We start from the raw sequence: 22,678 nt of genomic DNA on the forward strand, positions 1-22,678 counted from the left end.
ACCGGTGCGCGCGGCCAGCTGGTCAGTGCGATGAATGCGTTGGCGGCGGGGGCGAGGAGCCCGGCCGTGCCGCCGATTCCAGGCCATTGGCGTCTTCGCGACCCAGATAATCATCCACCGCGCTACCTACCGTCGGATGGAACCGATCATCGCTGAACAGCCCCGACAGCTCGAATCGCTTGAGCTTGTCCCGCACCGGATCCTTCATTTCCGCGAAATGCAGCGCGATGCCTTCGCGCGCCAGATGCGCGCACAGTTCGCGCAGCATGTCGGCCGAGGTGACGTCGACGCTGGTGACCGGTTCGGCGGCCACGACGACGCGGCGCACCGGCGTGGGCGAGGCGTCCACGGCTTCCAGCAGGCGTTGCTGGAAGAGTTCAGCGTTGGCGAAGAAGAGCGGCGCATCCCAGCGAAAAAGCACCAGGCCGTCGATCAGCGCCGCATGCGGGTAGCGCTTCAGGTCGTGGTAGCCGCGCAGGTTGGGCACGCGTCCCAGCACCGCGAAGTGCGGGCGCCAGCCATCCCACAGGAATTCGATGATGGCAAGGACGACGGCTAGGCAGATGCCAGGGATTGCGCCGAACACGGCGACTGCGGCAAAGCACAGCATCGACAGCCAGAACTCCCATTGCTGGATGCGGTAGATGCGCCGCAGGTCCTTGAATTCGAAGAGGCCGAGGGCCGCGGCGATGACGACGGCGGCCAGGGCGCTGTTGGGCAGGTGGCGCAGCAGGTTGGGCGCGGCGATGAGCAGCGCGGCCACGGCCAGCGCGCCGACCACGCCAGTCAGCTGGGTGCGCGAGCCGGCCGCTTCGGCGACCGGCGTGCGCGACGCGCTGCTGCTGATGGGAAAGCCTTGGAAGAACCCCGCCGCGAGGTTGGCCACGCCCAGTCCCACCATTTCCTGGTTGGGGTCCACGCGCGTGTTCGTGCGGGCGGCGTAGGTGCGCGACAGCACGCTCGTGTCGGCAAAGGCGATCAGCGCCACGGCGCAGCCGCCCAGCACGATCTTGACGTAGTCGGCATTGCTGAGCCACGGCCAGGCGAGGCTGGGCAGGCCCTGCGGAATCTCGCCCAGCACCTTGACGCCTTGCTGGTCCAGGCCGAACAGCTTGACCGCGAGCGTGGCCAGAATCACGGCAATCAGGATGCCCGGGATGCGATCGAACCGCTTGAGCAGCAGGATCACCGCGAGGCTGGACGCGCCGACCGCGAGGCTTGGCCAGTGTGTCTGTCCGTCCATGATGGCCAGCGCCAATTGCTGCATTTCCCGCAGCGGTCCGGCGTCGTCGATGGAAATGTCGTACAGCTTGGGCAACTGGCTCACCAGCACGGTCAGCGCGATGCCGTTCATGTAGCCATAGCGGATGGGCTTGGACAACAGCTCGGTGATGAAGCCCAGCCGCATCAGGCCCAGCACGATGCAGAACAGGCCCGCGACGACGGCCATCATGCTGGCCGCGGCGATGGCGCGCATGGGGTCGCCGCCGGAGACGCTGAGCACGACCGCGAGGATCGGGGCCGCCAGCGCCGAGTCCGGCCCCAGCACCAGGATGCGGCTGGGGCCAAAGAGCGCATAGGCCAGCAGCGGGATGATGGTGGCATACAGCCCGTAGACGCCAGGCACGCCGGACGCTTCGGCGTAGGCGATGCCGACCGGCACCAGCATGGTGGTCAGGACCAGGCCGGCCGCGATGTCCTTGGGCAGCCACGCGGCCTGATAGGACTTGAGCAGGGCAAGCCCGGGCAGCCAGCGCAGCCAGTGCGGAGCTGTCTTGTCGGAGGGGCGGGGCGTCGCGGTGGTCATGGAATCCCGTTATGAAGGCGCATGCTTGCAGGGTGCGGGACTGCCCCGCGCGTCATTCGGGCGGCGCGGCGTGGGTCTCGCCCAGCATCTTGCGCAAGCGCGCGCGGCGGCGTTCCAGGTCGGCGATCTGGCGCTCGACCGATGCCAGCCGCTGGCGCTGGACCTCGGAGGTCTCGGGACAGGCCGCCGCGCCTTCGATGAGGCGCATGCAATCGGGAAACCCGCGGATTTCCGCCAGGGTGAAGCCGGACGCGATGAGGCGCTGGATCTGCCTTACCTGCACGACCGCCGCCGCCGGAAAGGTGCGATAGCCGTTGCCGGCCCGGGCCGACGCGAGCAAGCCCTGGTCGTCGTAGTGGCGCAGCGAGCGCAGGCTTGCGCCGGTTTCGCGGGCCAGTTCGCCGATCGACATGGGGCGGGCAGGGGCGGACGTCTTCATGCGGAAAAGCTTAGCAGATCGGCGCTTGACCTTGACATCGGTGTGAGGGTTGAAACTGCCGATTCTTCAACCTTCAGGATGCACCCGCATGCCACGCATTTCATTTCCGCGCCGACTGGGCCAACGGCCCCGACTGCCCCGACTGACCCACCTGAGCCGCCGGGCCGCGGCAGCCTTGTTCATGATTGCCGGTGTCATGTCGGCCACCGTCATGACGTCCCCAGTCATGGCAGCCACCATCACCCCGGCCCAGGCGCCCACGCCGGCCGGGGTCGCCCACGCCAGGCAATACACCGTCACCGCGCCCGATGGCCTGCGGCTCGCCGTGCAGGAGGCGGGTAATCCCGACGGCCCGGCGATTGTCTTCGTCCATGGCCTCTTGGGCAGCCATCTCAGTTGGGCGGCGCAGCTTGCCAGCCCCGCGTTGCAGCGATACCGGCTGATCACCTACGACTTGCGCGGCCATGGCCTGTCCGGCAAGCCGGCGGACGCGGCAGCCTATGCCGATGGCCGGCGCTGGGCCGACGATCTGGCCGCCGTGATCGCGGCCTCGGGCGCGCGTCGCCCTGTCGTGGTCGGCTGGTCGCTGGGCGCGGCCGTGACGACGAACTATCTGGCCGCGTACGGCGATGCCGAGATTGCGGGGGCGGTGTACGTGGGCGGGGTGATCGAACTGGACCCGGCGCAGATCGTGCCGCATCCGCGGGTCTACCGCGACATGGTGTCGCCAGACCTGAAGACGCACCTGGATGCGGAGCGCGAGTTCATCGGTCTGTGCTTTGCGCGGCAGCCGGATGCCGCCACGTTCCAGCGGCTGCTGGCCAATGCGGCCCTGGCCTCGCCCGACATGCAGGCCGCGGTGCAGTCCATGACGGTGGAAGCAGCCAGGGGCCTGGGCGCGGCGCGCAAGCCGATGCTGCTGATCTACGGCGCGCGGGATGCGCTGGTGCAGGCGGGGCCGTCGCTGGACCGAGCCCGGCAATTGAATCCGCGCATTCGCAGCACGGTGTATGCGGCATCCGGGCATGCGCCATTCCTGGAGGAGGCGGAACGGTTCAACCAGGACCTGGCGGCGTTTGCCGCCAGCGTGTCGCTGCGCTGAGGCGCCGGGCGGTGGCGTGCGTGGGCAGTAGCGGGCGATGAGGTCGGCGTCCATTTTTGCGAATTGTTGCTTGTTGCGACACAGCATCGCCTGCTATCTTCGACCCCAACAAGGCGTTTGCCCCGACTTGGACATTGCCCATGCCCGCCAGCCCGCTACTGACCTCCGACCCGCAACCTTTGCCGTCCACCGATACGCTCGGCTGCTCAGCCAGCAAGCTGGTCCTGAACCAGGAGTTCCACGGAGGCGGGCTGACGTTCTATCGCAAGAGCACCGACAACGCGCATTTTGGCAGCGTGGAGACGCCGGCGTCCGACCGCGGCTTTCTGGTGGGCGTGGCGCTGCGGGGCGGGCATCGGCGCCGCATCATGCATGGCCATCATGCGTCGACCCACGATTTTGACGTGGGCTCGATCTACATCCGCGACTTCAATGACGATTACCGCGCCGACCTGCAAGGCGGGTTCGATTTCATGCTGATCGAACTGTCGCGCGACTTCATCGAGCGGGTCAATGACGAGAAGGGCGGTGCGCGGGTCAGCAGCCTGCTCCCGCGCAACGGGGAGCCGGATCCGGTGCTGGGGCATCTGTCACAGGTGCTGGCGGACGTGGTGGCGAATCCCGCGCAGGCGAGCGGCCTGTTCGTGGACCACCTGAGCCTGGCCGTGGGTACGCACCTGCTGGCGCAATACGGCGCCGGCGCGACGACCGGCTGGGCCGACTCGGGCGGGGCGCGCGTGCTGTCGCGCAAGCTGGAGGCGCGGGCCAAGGACATGCTGCTGGCCTCGGTGCGCGAGGAAGCGTCCATCGCCGATATCGCCGACGCCTGCAATCTGTCGCGCAGCTACTTCATCAAGGCCTTTCGCCAGACGGTGGGCACGACGCCGCACCGGTGGCTGCTGGAACAGCGCGTGCAGAAGGCGCAGGCATTGCTGCGGTCGCCGGGCCGGTCCATCACCGAGATTGCGCTGCTGTGCGGCTTTGCCGATCAGGCGCATATGACGCGGGTGTTCACGAGCGTGGTCGGGACGTCTCCCGGCGCGTGGCGCAGGGAGAACGGCGCCTGACTGCGGGCGATCCGCCGCCGGGCATGCGCCGCGCGATCAGCGTTGGTTCCGACGCCGCCACGCCGCGGGCGGCGCGCCCACGACGCTGGCAAAGACGCGCGTCATATGGGCCTGGTCGGAAAATCCACAGTCCCGCGCGATGTCCGAGACCGGGCACGCAGACGCCAGCAGCAGGGCCTTTGCGCGCTCGATGCGGCACTCGAGCAGCCAGCGATGCGGCGTCGTGCCGACCGTCTGGCGAAAGGCCTTGATGAAATAGCTGCGCGACAGGCCGCAGCCTTGCGCGACGTCCGAAATGGAAACGTCGCCCAACAGGTCGGCGGCGAGCATTTCCTTGGCCAATGCCTCTTGCCAGCCCGCGAGGCCGCCGCGCGCCGCGAGCTGGCTGGCGGGCGGTTCGTCCATCGGCGCGCCATAGGCCTGGATCATGTGAGCCTGCGCCGCCAGCGCCAGATGATCCACAAACAGCGGATCGGCCTGCGCCGGGTGGGCCAGCGCGGGCAGCAGCGCGTTGCCCAGGCGGGCCAGGACGGGATCGGACCGTCCTGGCGGACACACGAGGGCGCCGACGCGGCCCGCGCCCAGGTCTTCGGCCACGCGGTCCAGCGACGCGCGCGATACGCGGAAGTACAGGAAATCGAAGGGGTCGTGCAGTTCGGCGCGATAACCGTCGGCCGTGCGCCGGATGGTGATTTCCTCGGCCGCGAGCGGCATGGCGCGGGGCTGGTCCGCACAATACAGCACACGCTGGGCGCGGGTGAGCGACACGCTGAGCAGGAAGTCGTCGCCGTCCGCCTCGGCGCATGCCGTGCCGAAACCGGGGCGTGGGTAGGCCACGCGGGCGATTTCGAGCGCGGCCTTGCACCCGGGGCTGGTCCGGATGGCCTGGACCGACGCGCCGGGATAGGCGTCGCGCAGGCGGGTAGGCGCTTCGAGCAGGGCAGGCACGGTCAGGGATGAATCTCCAGGGCTTGCGATCGCGCAAACGGCATCGCGCGAGATGGCGTCATGCTAGGCAGGCGCGCGCCGCAAGGATTGGACGCAAGTGCGCTGGTTTGCACGAAAGCGCGCTGCGACCCGGCTTCGAGGCTACAGGATGCCGGGCGGATCACGGTGCGCGCATTACTCTTTCATACAAAGCAGGACGCAAGTGGGCAAGACGGCCCGGCGCCCGCTCGCTATTTTGTTCATATATCCTGCCGCTTTCCTCGGATGACCCGGGAGTTTCACCCATGATTCGTCTTGCCACCGGCGTCCCGCCAGCCAACCCGCCGCCGGATCTGGCCGCGCTGCACGCGCAGGCCTTCCCGATGCTGGCCCGCGCCATGATCGACCGCGCCGCGCCCTATGGCGAGGAGATGTCGGCCGAGCCCGGCAGCGTGCTGCTTCACAGCGGCGACCGCGAGGGGGCCTTCTACATCCTGCTCCAGGGCTATGTCGAGGTGCTGGAATGCGAAGCCGACGGCGCCCTGCACAGTTTGCTCGTGCATCGTGACGGTGAGTTTACGGGCAGCCTCGATCTGTTCACGGACCGGCCCAACGCCGTCACAGTGCGGGCCGATACGCCGAGCCGGCTGCTGCGCCTGAGCCGCGCCGCGCTGCAGGCGATGATTCTTGCGGAGCGGCCCCTGGCCGAAATCATCCTGCGCGCGTTCATCCTGCGCCGCATCGGCTACCTGCGGCAGCGGCCGTACGGCGGCGCCATTCTCCGGTCAGCCGCCCGGGTCGGCCAGGAGGACCCCGTGATGGACCTGGCCGTGATCGGCGGAGGCCCCGCCGGGCTGGCCGCCGCGGCCTACGCCGCGTCCGAGGGACTGCAGACCATGCTGGTGGGCGGCTCGCTGTCTTGCGGCGATGGGTCTGGCCTGGACGTGCTGAAGGGATTCCCGGGCACCATCACGGGCTTGTGCGAGGGTTCGCTGTTGCGCCGCGCCGAAGACCAGAGCAAGCGCTTTGGCGCGCACGTGCTGCCGCGGCGCACGGTCAGCCGCTTCGACGGCGGATGTTATCCGTACCGCGTGTGGCTGGATGACGGCCGCATGATCGAGGCGCGCAGCCTCATCGTGGCGACGGGCATGCAGGAATCGCTCGCGGGGGAGCCGGCCGTCGACGCCAATACCGCGTGGCTGGACGGCTGGCTGGACACCGACGACCAGGGCTACATCCACACGGGCCGCGCCGCGGCGGGGTCGATGCAGGCCCGGCCCTACGAGAGCTCGCAGCCCGGCGTCTTTGCCGTGGGCGCGGCGCGCGCCGGTTCGGTCAAGCATGTGCTGGCGAGCATCGCCGAAGGCGCGGACGCGGTGCGCGTGGTGCACCGCTTCCTGGACGCCTCCGCGCATTGAGCGCCGCGGCCTGGCTTATCGTGGCCCGGCCTGGCGCATGTCCAGCGCCAGGAAATGATGCACGAGAGGCTTGTCCGGCCCGACGTGAAAGCGCTGCGCTTCGCCCTGCAGGTCGGCATCCGCCTGCGACACCCGGTGGTGCTGGCGCAGGTGCTCGGCCCAGGATTCCACCAGGAACCATTCCTGCACCCGTTCCGGGTCGCCCGTGTGTTCGGCGATGCCCCAGGCGTAGGCGCCATCGCGGCGACGTTCCTCGGCCACGGCCTTGAGCGCCTGCAGGAAGGCGGGGCGGTCCGCCACGCGGATGCGATATTCGATCTGCACCATGACGGGGCCGCGATCGTGTTCCACCGGCGCATCCAGCAGCGGTTCCGGCCAGTGGTTGGACGGGTCCAGGTTGGCTTCGCCGCGCGGCAGGCGCATGCGATGCAGCACGAAGCCGGCAACGAGCAGCCCGACGGCACCGGCCAGCAGCGTCGCGGGCACCCCGATCTGCTCGGCCAGCAGGCCCCAGCCCAGGCTGCCGGCGGCCATCGCGCCGTTAAACACCATCAGGTAGATCGCCAGCCCGCGCCCGCGCACCCAGTTGGGCAGAATGGCCTGCGCCACGCCGTTGAACGTGGTCAGGGCGACGATCCAGCCCATGCCCAGCAACAACAGCAGCAGCACGGCGGCCCACTGGGGCGGCGCGAACGACAGGGCGGCCATCACGACGGCGGCGGCGGTCGCGGCCGCCAGCACCAGGCCGTCGGCATCGAGCTTCTGGCGCAGCTTGGGCAGGACCAGCGCGCCCAGGATGGCGCCCACGCCCACCGCGCCCAGCAGCAGGCCGTAAAAGCCCGCGGTGCCGCCCAGCATCTTGCGCGCCACCAGGGGCAGCAGCGCCCAGACGGAACTGGCGAAGATGAAGAACACCGCCGCGCGCAGCAGCACGACGTGCAGGTCGCGGCTGGCGCGGGCATAGCGCACGCCGGCCCGGAAGGCGCCGAAGAACTGTTCGGACAGGCCGTCGTCCACCTTTTTGGGCCGCTTCCACCACAGCAGCGCGGCAATCACGAACACGTAGCTCAGCACGTCGGCGCCATAGGCGGCCGCGGCGCCGAAGGCCGCGAGCAGCATGCCGCCCACGGCCGGTCCCAGCGCCCGGGCGATGTTGATCCCCAGCGAGTTCAGGCCCACCGCCGCCTTCAGTTCGGCCTTGGGCACGAGTTCGGGCACGATGGACTGCCAGGTCGGCCCCATGAGCGCCGAGCCCACGCCGCCGATGAAGGTCAGTGCGATCAGGTATTCGACGGTCATCGTGTTGGTCTTGGCCAGCATCAGCAGCGCGAAGCTGACGCAGGCGAGCAGCACCTGGATGACGATGAGGAAACGCCGCCGGTCCAGGATGTCGGACAGCACGCCCGCCGGGATGGCCAGCAGAAAGACGGGGAGGGTGGCGGCTGTCTGCATCATGGCGACGGCGGCCGGGTTGGTCGACAGGTCGGTGACCAGCCAGGCGCTGGCCACGTCGCGCATGAAGCTGCCGATGTTGCCCAGGATGGTGGCGCCCCACAGCACCGCGAAAAGCGTGTGCTTGAGGGGCGCCATGCCGCCGGCGGCGGGCGGCGGGGTACTGCGGTCAGCTCCGGCCATGCGGGCGCTCCGTTAAATCGTGCCAGGCGACCAGGACCCATGCCCCGGCCAGCCCGAAATGCTCGTAGAAGGCGTTCATCGTCATGAAACGCGCGTCGGGGGGCGATTCCCAGTAGCGGTTGGCCATCAGCGCCGCGGCGGCGGTGAAGGCCGCCAATGCCAGCGCGCCCAGCCACCGCAGGCGGCCGGACAGCACCAGCGCGCTGGCGCCCAGTTCAAGAAGAATGACGGCGACCGCCGCCAGCGCGGCGGGCTGCAGGCCGAAATGCGCCATCTCGGCCTGGGCGCCGTCGAAGTCCAGCAGCTTGACCAGCCCGCCCTGGATGTAGGCGCCGCACAGCGCCAGCAGGGCGAACCAGCGCACCGCCGGCGCGGTCAACAGCCGGCGCGCCGTCATACCGCCCAGCACGCGCAGCCCAGCGCGCCCCAGAACCCCTTGAGGTCGGACACGGGCAGCTTGCTGGCCCACGCGCCGGCGTGCTGGTGGCCGTGGACGTTGCAGTCGTTGGCGCATGCGCAGGCCGCGGCGGCTTCGCGCAGCGTGGCTTGCAGGGGCTTGCCCTCGCCATCCGCATCGCCCCAGGCCCCGTACCCGCCGAAGAGGCGCGTGGGCGACCAGTCCGGCATGGCGGGCGGCGGCGCGGCATCGTCGTGCCCGGCAAATTCGCCCGCGCCCCACACCACTTTGCCGCCGACCACGGTGAGCAGGCTGGTGGTGTCGGCGATCTCGGATTCGGGGCAGGCGAAGAAGTCGCGGTCGGGCACGACCAGATCGGCAAGCTGGCCCGCGGCAATGCGGCCCTTTTTGCCCTGTTCGTTCGAAAACCAGGTGACGTTCTCGGTCCACATTCGCAGCGCCGCGTCGCGGTCCAGGCAGTTGCGCTGCGGGGTGATGCGCAGGCCGCCCACCGTTTTGCCGGTGATCAGCCAGGACAGCGACACCCACGGGTTGTAGGAGGCGACGCGGGTCGCGTCCGTGCCCGCGGACACGTTGACGCCTTTTTCCAGCATGCGCTTGACGGGCGGGGTGGCCTCGGCGGCGCCCGCGCCATAGCGTTCGACGAAGTACTCGCCCTGGTAGGCCATCCGGTGCTGCACGGCCACGCCGCCGCCCAGCGCGGCGATGCGGTCGATGGAGCGTTCCGAGATCGTCTCGGCATGGTCGAAGAACCAGTTCAGGCCGGCCAGCGGCACGTCCTTGTTCACGCGTTCGAACACGTCCAGCGAGCGCGAGATGGTCTCGTCATAGGTGGCGTGCATGCGCCACGGCCAGCGGTTCTGCGCCAGGATGCGCACCACTTCTTCCAGTTCGCCTTCCATCTCGGGGCCCATCTCGGGGCGCGGTTGGCGGAAGTCTTCGAAGTCGGCGGCCGAGAACACCAGCATTTCGCCGGCGCCGTTGTGGCGGAAGTAGTCCGTGCCCTGCTTGTACTGCGAGGTGGCCGTCCAGTTCAGGAAATCTTCCTTTTCCTGCTTGGGCTTCTGGGTGAAGAGGTTGTAGGCCAGGCGGATCGTAAGCTGATTGGCATCGGCCAATTGCTGGATGACCTGGTAGTCCTCGGGGTAGTTCTGGAAGCCGCCGCCGGCGTCGATGGCCCCGGTCACGCCCAGGCGATTCAGTTCGCGCATGAAGTGGCGCGTGGAATTGAGCTGGTATTCGACCGGCAGCCTGGGGCCCTTGGCCAGCGTGGCGTACAGGATGGCCGCGTTGGGCTTGGCCAGCAGCAGGCCGGTCGGATTGCCGGCGGCATCGCGCACGATCTCGCCGCCGGGCGGCGCGGGGGTGTTCTTGTCGTACCCCACGGCGCGCAGGGCCGCGGCGTTGAGCAGGGCGCGGTCGTACAGGTGCAGGATGAACACGGGCGTATCGGGGGCCGCCGCGTTCAGTTCTTCGATGGTCGGCAGGCGCTTTTCGGCGAACTGGTGCTCGGTGAAGCCGCCGACCACGCGCACCCATTGCGGGGCGGGGGTGATGGCGACCTGGCGGCGCAGCATGGCCATGGCGTCCGCCAGGCTTCTCACGCCGTCCCAGCGCAGCTCCATGTTGTAGTTCAGCCCGCCGCGGATGATGTGCAGGTGGTTGTCGATCAGGCCGGGCAGCACGCCGCGTCCGCCCAGCGCGATCACGCGCGTGCCGGGACCGGCCAGGGGCAGGATGTCGCTGGCCGCGCCCACGCGCGTGAAACGGCCGTCTTTGATGGCGACGGCGTCGGCGACAGGATTGGCCGGGTCCAGGGTCGTGAAACGGCCCTGGTGCAGGATGAGGTCGGGGGCGCCTTCGCGCGCGGGGTCCAGGATGTCAGCCATTGCGCTTGTCTCCACATGCATCGGCGGGTTGGCGGGCGGAATCGGCGGCCGGCTTGGGGCAGCTGGGCAGTTCGCCGAACATATGGGGTTTGACCTGCTCATGGATGAACGACGCGCGGGCGGGCTCGTCCGCGAGCAGGCGCTTGACCAGCGGGGGAATCTGTTCCCCCGCCAGGATGCCGAGCAGGCCTACCAGGGCGATCACCGGGGGCGCCGGCGATCGCACGTTAAAGAGTGCGTAGATGACCCCGACCAGCAGGCCGAGTCCCAGCGAAACGAGGTAGACCTTCATCGGCGTGCTCCCATCAGCCTTCGTGGGCGTTGAACATGGACTTGGCGTAGATGATGCCCAGGCCATAGGCGCCGCCGAACTTCTTGGCGATGCCGGTCGTCATGTCGTAGGTGTCCGTGCGGGCCCAGTCGCGCTGCATTTCCAGCAGGTATTGCAGGGCGGTGATGGGCTGGCCGCCGGCCTGCACGATGCGCTCGACGGCACGGTTGTGGGCTTCGGCGGACACGTCGCCGCAAGCGTCGGTGATCACATAGACTTCGAAGCCCTGGTCCAGCGCCGACAGGGCCGGGCCGACGATGCACACGCTGGTCCACAGGCCGGCCAGCACGATGCGCTTCTTGCCGATTTCATTGACTTGCTTGATGACGGCGGCGTCTTCCCAGGTGTTCATGGACGTGCGGTCCAGCAGGGCCTGGCCGGGGAACGGGGCGGTGACTTCCTCGAACATGGGGCCCGAGAAGCTCTTTTCGGCCACGGTCGTCAGGATGGTGGATGCGCCGAAGCCGGCGGCGGCATGGGCAACCAGCGCGGCGTTGTTGCGCAGCGTGACGGCGTCGATGGAGTGGGTGGCAAACGCCATCTGCGACTGGAAGTCGATCATGATGAGCGTGTGGTCATGGGGCGACAGCAGCTTGGCGCCGGGGGTGGGGGTCGCGGTGATAGGCATGGATGACTCCTTCGGTTGCCGTGGTGAGGGACCCCCGCAATGTGCCAGCCGGCCGGGGCAGCGTATTGAACGATAGTCCGCCGGTTTGAAGATTGTGATTGCGGCGGCCGCGCAATTCAACAAAGGCCGCGCGCATCAGGGATAGCCGGTATCGCCACGGGCCTGCGGCTCCGGTAGCCTGCGTAGGTCCGGGCGCAAGGTCCCGGGCGCTCCCTTTGCGTCGCGCCAACGCTGTCCGCTCCCGGAGACTCATCATGGGCCTGGCCTTCCAGAACGAATTGCACGACGAGTTCGGCACGCGGCCGGTGGCCTACCTGCCTTATGGCGGGGCGGACCTGGGTGAGATCCTGGCAGTGGGCCGGGCCGTGGGGGACGGAGACGACACGGCGTTTTTCCAGGCCTGGATGGCGGCGGGCGACCGCCTGGCCGCCCAGGCGCTCGATGCCGAACGCCGCCACCTGCGGGCAAGCGTCCGCGAACTGCATCTGCGCGCCAGCGCGTTCTATTCGACGGCGTATCGCCCCTTATACGGCGCGCCCACGGACGCGCGGCTGCTGGAAGCCTTTCGCAAGCAGATGGCCGCCTTCGACCGGGGGCTGGCGCTGTCGCGGCATCCGGTCGAGCCGATGCCCATCCCGCTGGCGAGCGGCCACATGCCCGCGTACCTGTTGCCCGCCGAGGGCCGCGAGACCGAGGTGCGGCCGCTCATCATCTTCACCAACGGGTATGACGCCACCGTGACCGACATGTACTTCGCCTGCGCCGTGGCCGCCACGCGCCGGGGCTATCACGCCCTGGTGTTCGACGGCCCCGGGCAGGGCGGCATGCTGTACGAACAGGGCGTGCCCATGCGTCCCGATTGGGAGACGGTGGTGGGGGCCGTGGTCGATCTTGCCGTGGAGTCGCCCATCGTCGATCCGAAACGCATCGCGCTCAGCGGCTGGAGCCTGGGCGGCCATCTGGCGCCGCGCGCCGCGTCGGGCGAGCATCGCCTGGCCGCCTGCATCGCCGATCCCGGCCAATGGAGCATCGCGGGGCTGTTCCGGCCCCTGGCCGTGAAGCTGGGCGCCAGCCCCGACGCCGCAGCCAATCTGGGCGAGCTGGAACCGCCCGTGCTGGACCGCCTGTGGCAGTTCGTCATGGCCAATCCCGTACTTGCCTGGAAGATCGTGCAGCGCGGCTTCTGGGTGCATGGCGTGGACAACCTGCGCGACTACCTGCGCGCGATCGAGCAGTTCACGATGGATGGCCGGGTCGACGACATTGCGTGCCCGACGCTCATGACGGTCGCCGGAAACGACCCCCTGGCGGCGGACACCGAGCAGTTCTTCGACCGCCTGCGCTGCCCCAAGCACTTGCTGCGGTTTTCCGCCGACGAGGGCGCGGGCGACCACTGCGAATCGGCCAACCGGTCGCTCCTGAACCGCCGTGTGCTGGACTGGCTGGACGGCGTGCTGTGAGGGCGGCGCAAGGCCGCGGGGCCAGCGCTGCCTATAATTGCGTCGATTCCCGCGTTTTTTGACGGCAGACCTGCCGTGCCTCATGTCCACCTTGCCTTTGCGCGTGCTGTCGGTGATTCCGCCGATGACGCAGCTGAATACCCCCTATCCGTCCACCGCCTACCTGACCGGGTTCCTGCGTTCTCGCGGCGTGACGTCGTTCCAGGAGGACCTGGCGCTCGCCCTGGTGCTGCGCCTGCTGTCGGCCGATGGCCTGCGGGCCGTCGCCCAGCAGGTGGATGCGCTTCCCCTTGAAAAGCACACCCCGGCGATCCAGGCCTTCGTCGCCATGCAGCCGCGCTATCTGGCCACCATCGGGCCCGTGATTGCCTTCCTGCAAGGCCGCGACTCCACGCTGGCGCACCGCATCGCCGGTCGCAACTATCTGCCTGAAGGCCCGCGCTTCAGTTCGCTGGACGTCTACCTGGACGAGGAAGGCGGCGATCCGCTGGGCTGGGCATTCGGCGCGCTGGGCCTGCAGGACCGCGCCAAGCACCTGGCCACGCTCTACCTGAACGATCTGGCCGACGTGCTGCGCGACGCCATCGATCCGCGCTTCGAGTTCGTGCGCTACGCCGAATCGCTGGCGGGCAGCCAGCCCACCTTCGATCCGCTGGCCGAGGCGCTGGCCGCGCCCTTGAATCTGGTGGACGAGACGTTGCGGGCGCTGACGATGGACGCGTTGGCGCGCCACAAGCCGACGATGGTGCTGCTGTCGGTGCCGTTCCCCGGCGCGGTGTACGCGGCCTTCCGGATCGCGCAGGCGATCAAGGCGCAGGATCCCGGCATCGTGATCGTGCTGGGCGGGGGCTTCGTCAATACCGAACTGCGTGAACTCAAGGACCCGCGGGTATTCGATTATTTCGATTTCGTCACGCTCGACGCGGGCGAGCGCCCCTTGCTCGCGCTGCTGGAGCATGTGCAGGGCAAGCGCTCGCGCCAGCGCCTGGTGCGCACGTTTCTGCGCGACGCCGACAGCGGCGCAGTGCGTTACGTCAACCTGGTCGAACCCGACGTCGCGTTTGCGGAAGTGGGTACGCCCACGTGGGACGGCCTGCCGCTGGACCGCTACCTGTCGCTGCTGGACATGCTCAATCCCATGCACCGGCTCTGGAGCGACGGCCGCTGGAACAAGCTGACCGTGGCGCACGGCTGCTACTGGAAGAAGTGCAGCTTCTGCGACGTGGGCCTGGACTACATCGGTCGCTACGAAGGCGCGGAGGCGACCGTGCTGGCCGACCGCATCGAAGCCATCGTGGCCGAAACCGGCCAGACCGGCTTTCACTTCGTGGACGAGGCCGCGCCGCCCAAGGCGTTGAAAGCCCTGGCCACCGAGCTCATCGAACGCAACGCCGGGATTTCGTGGTGGGGCAACATCCGCTTTGAAAAGACCTTCAGCCCCGAGCTTTGCGAACTGCTGGCCGACAGCGGCTGCATCGCTGTGTCGGGCGGCCTGGAGGTGGCGTCCGACCGGCTGCTCAACCTGATGAAGAAGGGTGTGTCGATCGACCAGGTGGCGCGGGTGACGCGCGCCTTCACCGATGCGGGGGTGCTGGTGCATGCCTACCTGATGTATGGCTTTCCGACGCAGACCGTGCAGGACACGGTGGACGCGCTGGAATACGTGCGCCAGCTGTTTGAGAACGACTGCATCCAGAGCGGGTTCTTTCACCGCTTTGCCTGTACGGTGCACTCGCCAGTGGGGCAGAACCCCGAGGAATATGGCATCCGGCTCAAGCCGCTGCCTGACATCACGTTCGCCAAGAACGACGTCGGTTTCCACGACCCCACGGGCGTGGACCACGACGCGCTGGGCCGCGGGCTGAAGAAGGCCATTTACAACTACATGCACGGCATCGGCCTGGACGAAGACGTGCGCAGCTGGTTCCCGTTCAAGGTGCCGCGCACGACGGTGGCGCGGCAGCGCATTGCGCGCGCGCTGAGCCGGCGCGGCTGAGGCCTAGCTGGCGGGCGGCGCGTCCTGGGCGGCCGACAGGATCGGTTCGGCCGCCTCGGCGCCCGGCACCGCGTTCGTCAGGTCCTCGGTCATTTCGTGGTCCAGCGCGCCCTGGAACAGGTCTTCGGTCACGCGCAGTTCCACGCCCACCGGCGACATCTGCGCGGCGGCGGCAAAGGGGGCCACGGGCGCGGGCGCCGGGCGCTCGTTGCGGCGCCAGACAAAGAAGGTGACCAGGCTCAGATTGAGCAAGGCGAAACACCAGAACAGCCCGGCTTCCCCGAACGTCGCCATCACGGGCGAGATCGCCAGCGGACTCAGCGCCGACCCCAGCGAGTTGATCAGCAGCAATCCCTGGATCATCCGCACCAGCGCATCGGCGGGCGCGCGGTCCGCGGCGTGGCTGACCGCCACCGGGTAGATGGCGAACACACCGCCGCCCAGAAGAAACAGCAGCGGCATCAATAGCGGCGAGGCGGGCGGCAGCGCCAGGATGAGCAGGCTGAGCAGCGCGCAGAACACGGCCAGGGCGATCAGCACCACCTGACGGTCGCGCAGGTCGGACCAGCGGCCCACCGGATACTGCAGCACCATCGCGCCCAGGATCACGGCGCCCATCATCTTGCCCACCTCGGCCACGTCCAGGCCGATGCGCTGCAAATACAGCGGCAGTAGGGTGTACACCGCGGCGATCGCCACGCCCGACCCGAAGCAGCCCATCACGCCCGTGGGTGTCATGCGCGCCAGGTGATGGGGCAGCAGCGGCTCGACGCGTTCCACCAGCGGCGACACGCGCGGAATGATGACCATGGGCAGCACCGACAGCGACGCCAGCAGGCCGGCCACCATGAAGGGCGCCATGTCGCCCAGCCGCGTGATCGCGCCCAGCTCCAGCTGGCCCAGCATGCCCGATCCGTACAGCGCGATCATGTACAGGGCCAGCAGGCGTCCGCGCATGCGGGAGTCGCCCGCCAGCAGCAGCCAGCTTTCGACCACCAGGAACACGCCGACGCTGGCCCAGCCATTGATCAGGCGCAGCACGAACCAGGCCTCGCGGTTGAAGATCAGGCCCTGCAGCAGCACGGTGACGGCGATGAGCGAGGCAAAACTGCTGTAGGCGCGGATATGGCCGATACGCAGGATCAGCCGGTCATTGAAGATGGCGCCCAGCGTCAGACCGATGAAATACGACGACGAAATGACGCCGATGACGGTGGCCGACTCTCCGGCGGCGTCCAATTGCAGGGTCGTGAGGGAAGAGATGAACGCGTTGCCGATGCAGACAACGAACAAGCCAAGCAAGGGCCCGAGCACCAGGCCCAACAACTGCCGAGACATGAAATCCTCGATTTCCAGAACAGCGAAAAGCATCCGGCGCGACCGGACAAACGATCAATGGGGGAGGGGGGAATGCGTCATGGTTCGCCTGGCTTGGGAGGGCAATGCCATGCGCTTGGGCGCGGGCCGGCCGGCGCGGTCGCGCGGGCGCGGCGGGAATCCGGCGCGGATTGTAGCGCCGATTGCGAAGCGGGCTAAGGACTCGCCCGCCGGGGACGGACGACGCGGCGGACGGGTTTTCCGCCCTGAACGGCGGGGCGCGTCACTTCACTGCGTAATTCCTGGCTTCGGCTTCGCCCGCCCATTTGCGCAGGGCGGAGATGAACTCGGGGCAGACGTTGCCGTCGACGGAGGTGTCGACGATGACGCTGTCCTGCATGCGCATCAGCACCTTGCATTCGTAGATGCGGGTGCGGTTGGCATAGTGGCCGGTGGTGTTGGTCTGGAACACCGGCGTGGGCGCGCTGTTCCGGCTGCCGGGGATCATGCCCACGACCTGCTGGCTGGAGCTGTCCACGACCCATTCCGAGTACGGGGCGGACTGGTAGTCGGACCATTCCAGCTCCATCGTGTTGCCGACGGGCCGGATGCGGGACGGTTCGCCCAGCGCGGCGATCGCGTCGTCGATGGAGCGGCCTTCCATGTTCTTGGCCACGTTCACGCTGGGCGAGAACGAAAGCCCCGATTTGAAGACCTGGCTGAGCGAAGGCAGGGTGGAACTGCCGCCCGTGGGCATCGGGGCGCAGCCAGCCACGCCCAGCGCGGTCAGAATCCCCGCAAACAGAAAGCGCCGTCCGCGGCGGGGAAGGGGATGCTGTGGCGTGTTCATGCGGGTGTCCAGGCTCCGAGACTGGCCGCCTGCCGCTCTGCACAATGCGCGCGGCGCGGCGCCGTTTGTTTCTGTTCGTGACACGAGAACCGCGCCCTGTCGGCCGGTGCGCAGGTTCGCACGGCCTTTGTGCTGATGGCCGGCTTCAAAAAGTGCCACATTTTTACCGATAAACGGGGGCGGAGTCCGGTCTGGCAGATGTGAAATTTGTTACCTAATATGCCGGGGCAGGCGTCTCATACAGGGACGGAACCGAGGCGCGCTGGGATAAGATTTTCCCGCCCAATTCCACGGACTCCCTGACGATCATGCCCGCTCGCCTATCTGCCTTGCTCCGCGCCGCCTTCGCCACACTCGTCCTGGTGGCGGGATTGGCTTCCCCCGCCGCCCATGCCGCCGAAAAGCTCTACGGCGGCATCGCCACCGACGGCAAGCATTCCAGGATTTTCTGGGTGCTGCCAGAAACCGACGGCAAGGCGGCCGAAGCCGCGGCCCTGGCCCAATGCCGCAAGGCGGGGGGCAAGGAGTGCAAGGTGCTGAGCTGGTTTTCCGACAGTTGCATGGTCTATGCCCGCAATTCCGTGCAGGACCTGTTTCCGGGCAACAGCGTGTCGCCCGAGATGGCCGCCAAGAAGGCCATCCGCCGCTGCACCGCCGCCAGCCCCGACGGAAAGTGCCGCCTGACGACCATGCCGCTGTGCGTGGGTCCGGGTTACAGCGCGGCCGACCTGCAGGCGCCCGTCAAGGCCACGCCCGCCGACCTGGAAAGCCTGTCGGCCCGGATGGACCAACGGGAGTACTGGGGCGCCATCGCCGAAAAGGAGACCGGCGACCTGGTCTATGCCGACGGCTATCCCCACGAGAAGGACGCGCTGTCGCAACTGCTGGAATGGGACGACTGCCAAGGCTGCAAGAAGGTGCTGACCTACACCGATAGCTGCGTCGGCCTGGCCTGGGCCAAGGGAATCAAGGGCCGGGGCACGAGCTTCACCGCGCTCGACCCCGATCCGAAAGCCGCCCGCGATGCCTCGCGCGCGGCCTGCACCGCAAAAACGGGAAGCCCGGCCTGCGTGGCGATGGTGCGCTGCTCGGGCCGGGCGTACATCGATGGCTATGCGGGCGAGGATCAGAAGGCGAACTGATCAGCTCTTGATGAACGCGAGCAGGTCCGCGTTGATCACGTCCGCATGGGTCGTGAGCATGCCGTGAGGAAAGCCCGGGTAGACCTTCAGCGTGCCGTTCTTGAGCAGCTTCACCGACAGGCGCGATGCGTCGTCGATGGGCACGATCTGGTCGTCGTCGCCGTGCATCACCAGCGTGGGCACGGTGATGGCCTTCAGGTCCTCGGTCTGGTCGGTCTCCGAGAAAGCCTTGATGCCTTCGTAGTGCGCCTTGGCGCCGCCGATCATGCCCTGGCGCCACCAGTTGTTGATCACGCCCTGCGACACCTTGGCGCCATCGCGGTTGAAACCGTAGAACGGGCCCGCGGCGACATCCAGGAAGAACTGCGCGCGGTTGTCGGCCAGCGCCTTGCGAAAGCCGTCGAACACTTCGATCGGCGTGCCGCCCGGGTTGGCGTCCGTCTTGACCATGAGGGGAGGCACGGCGCTGACCAGCACGGCCTTGGCGACGCGGCCTTGCGGTTCGCCATGGCGGGCGACATAGCGGGCGACTTCTCCGCCGCCCGTGGAGTGGCCGATGTGCACGGCGTTGCGCAGGTCCAGGTGCTGGGCCACGGCCGCCGCGTCGGCGGCGTAGTGGTCCATGTCGTGGCCGTCGCTGACCTGGCTGGAACGCCCATGTCCGCGCCGGTCGTGCGCGATGACGCGAAAGCCCTGGGCGAGGAAGAACAGCATCTGCGTGTCCCAATCATCGCTGGACAGCGGCCAGCCATGGTGGAACATGATGGGCTGGGCTGTCTTGGGGCCCCAGTCCTTGTAGAAGATTTCAACGCCATCGGGGGTGGTGATCGTGCTCATGTCGGGATTCTCCGGGTTGGTTGGACCGCAGGGATAGACTAGGGCCTTATGCGTTGCCGGAACATCCTACGCTGGGCTTGGCGCGTAATACAAAGGTATAGGCGGGTGCCGCGGGCGGATGTGTCCAATCCGCCGCCTCCCACCGGTTTCCGCTAACTTGTCGCGTCGCGCCCGTGCCGCAAGGCATCGGCCACGCACCGGGCCATGGCCTCGCCATCGACGGGCTTGTCCAGGTAGGCACAGGCGCCCAGCGCCAGCAGCCGCAGACGCGCGGCCTCGGTGGGAAAGGCGGTCATGAAGATCAGGGGAAAGCGGCGTCCGGCGGCGATGAGTTCCGCCTGGAGCTGATCGCCCGTCATGGGCGCCATCTGGACGTCCGTGATCATGCAGTCGGGGTCGCCCGCGCCCCGGTCGTTCAGGAAGTCGGGCCCCGACCCGTAGGCCCGCACCTCGTAGCCGAGCGAGCGCAACAGGCTGGACAGCGAGATTCTGACCCCATCGTCGTCGTCGACAACCGCGATAGTGGGAGTGTGATTCATGTAGGAAGATCCTTCGGCCCGGACGGATCACATTGCGCATCCGATGCCCGGCAAGTCTCCTTATGAACCTTTGCAACCGCCAGGAAAATCATACAGAGGTTTGTCCCCGGCACAGTCAAGGCGCGGAAATGCCCAGCGCCTCGGCATGGCGGACCAGGTCGGCGAGCGACCGCACCCCCATTTTGCGCATCACGTGGCCGCGGTGGATCTTGACCGTGATCTCGCTCAGGCCGATCAGCCCGGCCACCTGCTTGTTCATCAGCCCCGACACCACGTGCGCCATGACCTCGCGTTCGCGCGGGGTCAGGGTGTCGTAGCGGGCGCGCAGGCCGTCCATCGCCGCGTCGCGGGAACGGCGCTGGGTGTCGCGTTCGATCGCGGCGGCGACGGCGTCCAGCATGTCCTGTTCGCGAAATGGCTTGGAAAGGAAGTCGACCGCCCCGGCCTTCATGGCGCGCACCGTCATGGGAATATCTCCGTGGCCGGTGAGGAACACGATGGGCAGGTCGATGCCGTGCCGCGCCAGCTGGTCCTGGAAGTCCAGGCCGCTGATGCCGGGCAGCCGCACGTCCAGCACGATGCAGCCCGGCGCGTCCGGGATCGGCGCCTGCAGCAGTTCGGCGGGGGACGCGCACAGCGTGGTGCGCAGGCCGACCGACCGGAACAGGCTGTCGAGCGAGGCGCGGACGCTGGCCTCGTCATCGACCACGATGACCTGCGAGGGCGGGGCGGCGGTGCCGGAAGTGGGTGGGGTTCGGTAGTTCATGCGGAAGGGTTCCCCTGCGTGGCCGCAAGTGTCAACGTGAAGGCCGCGCCTGCGCCCGGCGTGCTGTCGACGGCAAGGCTGCCGCCATGCGCCTGCGCCGTGGTGCGGCAGATCGGCAGGCCCATGCCCATGCCTTGCGGTTTGGTGGTGAAAAACGGATCGAACAGACGTTCCAGGTCGTCCGCGGCGATGCCGGGGCCGGTGTCGGTCACGGTTATCGCGACCATGCCGTCCTCCCGGCGCGCCGCGCGGACGGCCAACTGGCGCGGCCGCGTCTGGCCGGCCATGGCCTGGCTGGCATTGACCATCAGGTTGACCAGCACCTGCTGCAGCTGGATGCGATCGCCCGTGATGGGCGGCAGGCCGGGCGCGATCTCGACCTGCAGCGCCACGCGTTCGCGCGTGAGCTCGTGGGCCACCAGACGCGTGGCCTCGTCGATGACGGTCCCGATGTCGAGCGGCGCCTGCTGCACCGGCGCCTTGCTCAGGAACGCGCGGATGCGCTTGACGATCTCGCTGGCGCGCCGGCCTTCGGAGACGATGCGCGCCATCGCCAGCTCGACTTCGTGCAGGTCCGGCTGCGGACGGCGCAGCCAGCGCATGCCCGCGTCGCCGCTGGTCACGACCGCCATCAGCGGCTGGTTGACCTCGTGCGCGATGGAGGCGGTCAGTTCGCCCAGCGTCGCCACGCGCGCGGCGTGCGCGAGTTCGGTCTGGGCCAGCAGCAGCGCGTCCTGCGCCTGCCTGCGTTCGGTGTTGTCCACCACGAATACGAGCACGGCGCCGTCCGGGTCATCCGCCGACGGAAAGGTGATCGTGAACAGCACCGGCACGCGCGCGCCGTCCGGGCGCACGACCTCGGTCTCGCCTTCGTGGAAGGCCTCGCCCTGCGCGAACGCCAGCAGGGACTGCGCGTACATGCGGTCGTCATCGCACAGGATGTCGTCAACCGATTCCAGCCCGGGCGCCGGGCCGCAGCGGCCGACCATCGCGAGAAACGCCGGGTTCACGTCATCGACCTTCGTCAGCAGGCGCGCCCGGCCGATGAACTCGGGATGGCGGGCCAGGTGCGCGGTGAGGGCGGGGCCGTCCATGATGCCCAGCGCGGTCAGCGCGGCGCGAACGGCGCGCCAGTCCTCCTGGACGACGCCGATCCGGCTGGCGTCGAACATGCGCCGATAGCGCCTTTCGCTGCTGACCAGGGCGGCGTAGGCGGCCTTGCGGTCGGTGACGTCACGGTGTGTTTCCATGACGCCCGTCACGCGGCCATGATGGTCGCGCTGCAGCACCCAGCGGCTTTCAAGCACCAGGGTGGCGCCCGCCCGGGTCTTCTGTTCCAGCGTGCCGTCCCAGGCGCCCGTGGCCAGGAGTTCGGCCTCGATGGCCTCGCGGCGATCGGGGTAGCGGGTCTGCAGCAGCGTGTCGGCGATGCGGCCCAGGGCCAGGTTCGCGGGCCACCCGTAAACGTCCTCGGCGGTGCGGTTCCAGAAAGTGATGACGCCGTGATGGTCGCGCACGAAGATCATGTCGTGCGACAGATTGAGCAGGCGGGCCTGCGACGCCAGCCGGCGCGTCGCATGCTGGTTCTGGAGCGCGAGCAGGGCGGTGATGCCGATGGCCGCCAGGCTGACCAGCGCCCGCGCGGTGGGCGAGCCCACGTGGTTCAGCCCGTGCGAGTTCAGATAGGCGGCGATGGTGAGCACGATGCCGGCGGCGCCGGCCACGATGATGTCCAGGCGCCGCGAGGTGCGTGCCGCCAGCAGCACGACCACCACATACAGCACCGCGACCGCGCCGTCGAAGTCGGTGAAGGTGTCGACCAGCGCGATGACCAGCGCCAGGACCAGCGCGGCCGCGCGGAACAGGAACTGCATGCGGTGCGGGCCGGCAGTCTCCGGCGCGTCGGGACGCGACCGCGGCGGCTGGCCAGGCGTGCGGCCGAGTGGTGACGTGAGCAAGATCCACCTCTGGTTGGGCGCGCGCGGATCGGGCGAAAAAACCGGGGGCGCGCAATGAGACGCGCACATTATCCGCGAACTTTGCCAGGAAACACCCGTATTTTCCGGGTAAACCTTGGTATGAGCCGAGGAAACGATGAGCCGATTTTTCC

20 protein-coding genes are annotated in these 22,678 nt (G+C 68.3%); 6 read left to right on the forward strand and 14 right to left on the reverse strand.

Annotated features, from left to right (window positions below; all coding sequences use genetic code 11):
* Positions 1 to 22: 22 nt before the first annotated feature.
* Together BXA00_RS23020 and BXA00_RS23025 are read right to left on the reverse strand one after the other, a co-directional pair.
* A complete protein-coding gene (locus BXA00_RS23020; protein ID WP_231952138.1) occupies positions 23 to 1,807 on the reverse strand; it encodes a SulP family inorganic anion transporter in 1,785 nt (594 codons plus the stop codon).
* 52 nt (positions 1,808 to 1,859) lie between these two features.
* The gene (locus BXA00_RS23025) at positions 1,860 to 2,246 is read right to left on the reverse strand and encodes a MerR family transcriptional regulator (RefSeq protein ID WP_076520706.1); all 387 of its coding nucleotides are present in this window, start codon (positions 2,244 to 2,246) and stop codon (positions 1,860 to 1,862) included.
* Positions 2,247 to 2,457: 211 nt separating this feature from the next.
* Here BXA00_RS23025 and BXA00_RS23030 point away from each other — a divergent pair, with 211 nt between their 5' ends.
* Together BXA00_RS23030 and BXA00_RS23035 are read left to right on the forward strand one after the other, a co-directional pair.
* A complete protein-coding gene (locus tag BXA00_RS23030; protein ID WP_231952139.1) occupies positions 2,458 to 3,348 on the forward strand; it encodes an alpha/beta fold hydrolase in 891 nt (296 codons plus the stop codon).
* A gap of 140 nt (positions 3,349 to 3,488) precedes the next feature.
* Complete coding sequence (locus tag BXA00_RS23035) at positions 3,489 to 4,415, forward strand: AraC family transcriptional regulator (protein ID WP_076520707.1); 927 nt, start codon at positions 3,489 to 3,491, stop codon at positions 4,413 to 4,415.
* Positions 4,416 to 4,451: 36 nt separating this feature from the next.
* Here BXA00_RS23035 and BXA00_RS23040 read toward each other — a convergent pair whose 3' ends face one another.
* Positions 4,452 to 5,363 (reverse strand): AraC family transcriptional regulator, encoded by a 912-nt coding sequence (locus BXA00_RS23040; protein WP_076520708.1) that lies wholly within the window; start codon positions 5,361 to 5,363, stop codon positions 4,452 to 4,454.
* Positions 5,364 to 5,647: 284 nt separating this feature from the next.
* Between BXA00_RS23040 and BXA00_RS23045 the strand changes: the two genes are divergently transcribed.
* Positions 5,648 to 6,760: a cyclic nucleotide-binding domain-containing protein gene (locus tag BXA00_RS23045; protein ID WP_076520709.1), complete on the forward strand. Its 1,113-nt coding sequence runs from the start codon at positions 5,648 to 5,650 to the stop codon at positions 6,758 to 6,760.
* Positions 6,761 to 6,775: 15 nt separating this feature from the next.
* Here BXA00_RS23045 and BXA00_RS23050 read toward each other — a convergent pair whose 3' ends face one another.
* From BXA00_RS23050 to BXA00_RS23070, 5 genes are read right to left on the reverse strand one after another with little or no spacing between them, the layout of a single operon-like run.
* The gene (locus tag BXA00_RS23050) at positions 6,776 to 8,395 is read right to left on the reverse strand and encodes an MFS transporter (RefSeq protein ID WP_076520710.1); all 1,620 of its coding nucleotides are present in this window, start codon (positions 8,393 to 8,395) and stop codon (positions 6,776 to 6,778) included.
* A complete protein-coding gene (locus BXA00_RS23055) occupies positions 8,382 to 8,792 on the reverse strand; it encodes a DoxX family protein (RefSeq protein ID WP_076520711.1) in 411 nt (136 codons plus the stop codon). The genes BXA00_RS23050 and BXA00_RS23055 overlap by 14 nt, the downstream gene beginning before the upstream one ends.
* Complete coding sequence (locus BXA00_RS23060; RefSeq protein WP_076520712.1) at positions 8,789 to 10,702, reverse strand: amidohydrolase; 1,914 nt, start codon at positions 10,700 to 10,702, stop codon at positions 8,789 to 8,791. Before BXA00_RS23060 ends, BXA00_RS23055 begins: the two co-directional genes overlap by 4 nt.
* A complete protein-coding gene (locus BXA00_RS23065; RefSeq protein ID WP_076520713.1) occupies positions 10,695 to 10,994 on the reverse strand; it encodes a XapX domain-containing protein in 300 nt (99 codons plus the stop codon). The genes BXA00_RS23060 and BXA00_RS23065 overlap by 8 nt, the downstream gene beginning before the upstream one ends.
* A gap of 13 nt (positions 10,995 to 11,007) precedes the next feature.
* A complete protein-coding gene (locus tag BXA00_RS23070) occupies positions 11,008 to 11,661 on the reverse strand; it encodes a hydrolase (RefSeq protein WP_076520714.1) in 654 nt (217 codons plus the stop codon).
* 254 nt (positions 11,662 to 11,915) lie between these two features.
* Between BXA00_RS23070 and BXA00_RS23075 the strand changes: the two genes are divergently transcribed.
* Positions 11,916 to 13,121 (forward strand): S9 family peptidase, encoded by a 1,206-nt coding sequence (locus tag BXA00_RS23075; RefSeq protein WP_076520715.1) that lies wholly within the window; start codon positions 11,916 to 11,918, stop codon positions 13,119 to 13,121.
* A gap of 82 nt (positions 13,122 to 13,203) precedes the next feature.
* On the forward strand, positions 13,204 to 15,117 hold the full coding sequence (locus BXA00_RS23080; protein ID WP_076520716.1) for a radical SAM protein: 1,914 nt from the start codon (positions 13,204 to 13,206) through the stop codon (positions 15,115 to 15,117).
* 3 nt (positions 15,118 to 15,120) lie between these two features.
* Here BXA00_RS23080 and BXA00_RS23085 read toward each other — a convergent pair whose 3' ends face one another.
* Both BXA00_RS23085 and BXA00_RS23090 read right to left on the reverse strand, forming a co-directional pair.
* Positions 15,121 to 16,455, reverse strand: coding sequence for an MFS transporter (locus tag BXA00_RS23085; protein WP_076522086.1), 1,335 nt, complete (start codon positions 16,453 to 16,455; stop codon positions 15,121 to 15,123).
* A gap of 262 nt (positions 16,456 to 16,717) precedes the next feature.
* Entirely contained in the window at positions 16,718 to 17,284 is a 567-nt protein-coding gene (locus tag BXA00_RS23090) for a hypothetical protein (protein ID WP_076520717.1), read from the reverse strand.
* Positions 17,285 to 17,592: 308 nt separating this feature from the next.
* Here BXA00_RS23090 and BXA00_RS23095 point away from each other — a divergent pair, with 308 nt between their 5' ends.
* The gene (locus BXA00_RS23095) at positions 17,593 to 18,426 is read left to right on the forward strand and encodes a DUF4189 domain-containing protein (protein ID WP_231952140.1); all 834 of its coding nucleotides are present in this window, start codon (positions 17,593 to 17,595) and stop codon (positions 18,424 to 18,426) included.
* Here the strand turns inward: BXA00_RS23095 and BXA00_RS23100 are convergent, their stop codons facing one another.
* From BXA00_RS23100 to BXA00_RS23115, 4 genes are all read right to left on the reverse strand, one after another.
* The gene (locus BXA00_RS23100; protein ID WP_076520719.1) at positions 18,427 to 19,263 is read right to left on the reverse strand and encodes an alpha/beta fold hydrolase; all 837 of its coding nucleotides are present in this window, start codon (positions 19,261 to 19,263) and stop codon (positions 18,427 to 18,429) included.
* A gap of 152 nt (positions 19,264 to 19,415) precedes the next feature.
* Complete coding sequence (locus BXA00_RS23105; protein WP_076520720.1) at positions 19,416 to 19,802, reverse strand: response regulator transcription factor; 387 nt, start codon at positions 19,800 to 19,802, stop codon at positions 19,416 to 19,418.
* Between the two features lie 115 nt (positions 19,803 to 19,917).
* A complete protein-coding gene (locus BXA00_RS23110) occupies positions 19,918 to 20,568 on the reverse strand; it encodes a response regulator transcription factor (RefSeq protein WP_076520721.1) in 651 nt (216 codons plus the stop codon).
* Entirely contained in the window at positions 20,565 to 22,526 is a 1,962-nt protein-coding gene (locus BXA00_RS23115) for an ATP-binding protein (protein ID WP_197685553.1), read from the reverse strand. The genes BXA00_RS23110 and BXA00_RS23115 overlap by 4 nt, the downstream gene beginning before the upstream one ends.
* Positions 22,527 to 22,678 lie beyond the last annotated feature (152 nt).

The organism is Achromobacter sp. MFA1 R4 (genome assembly GCF_900156745.1).
GTDB lineage: Bacteria > Pseudomonadota > Gammaproteobacteria > Burkholderiales > Burkholderiaceae_B > Achromobacter.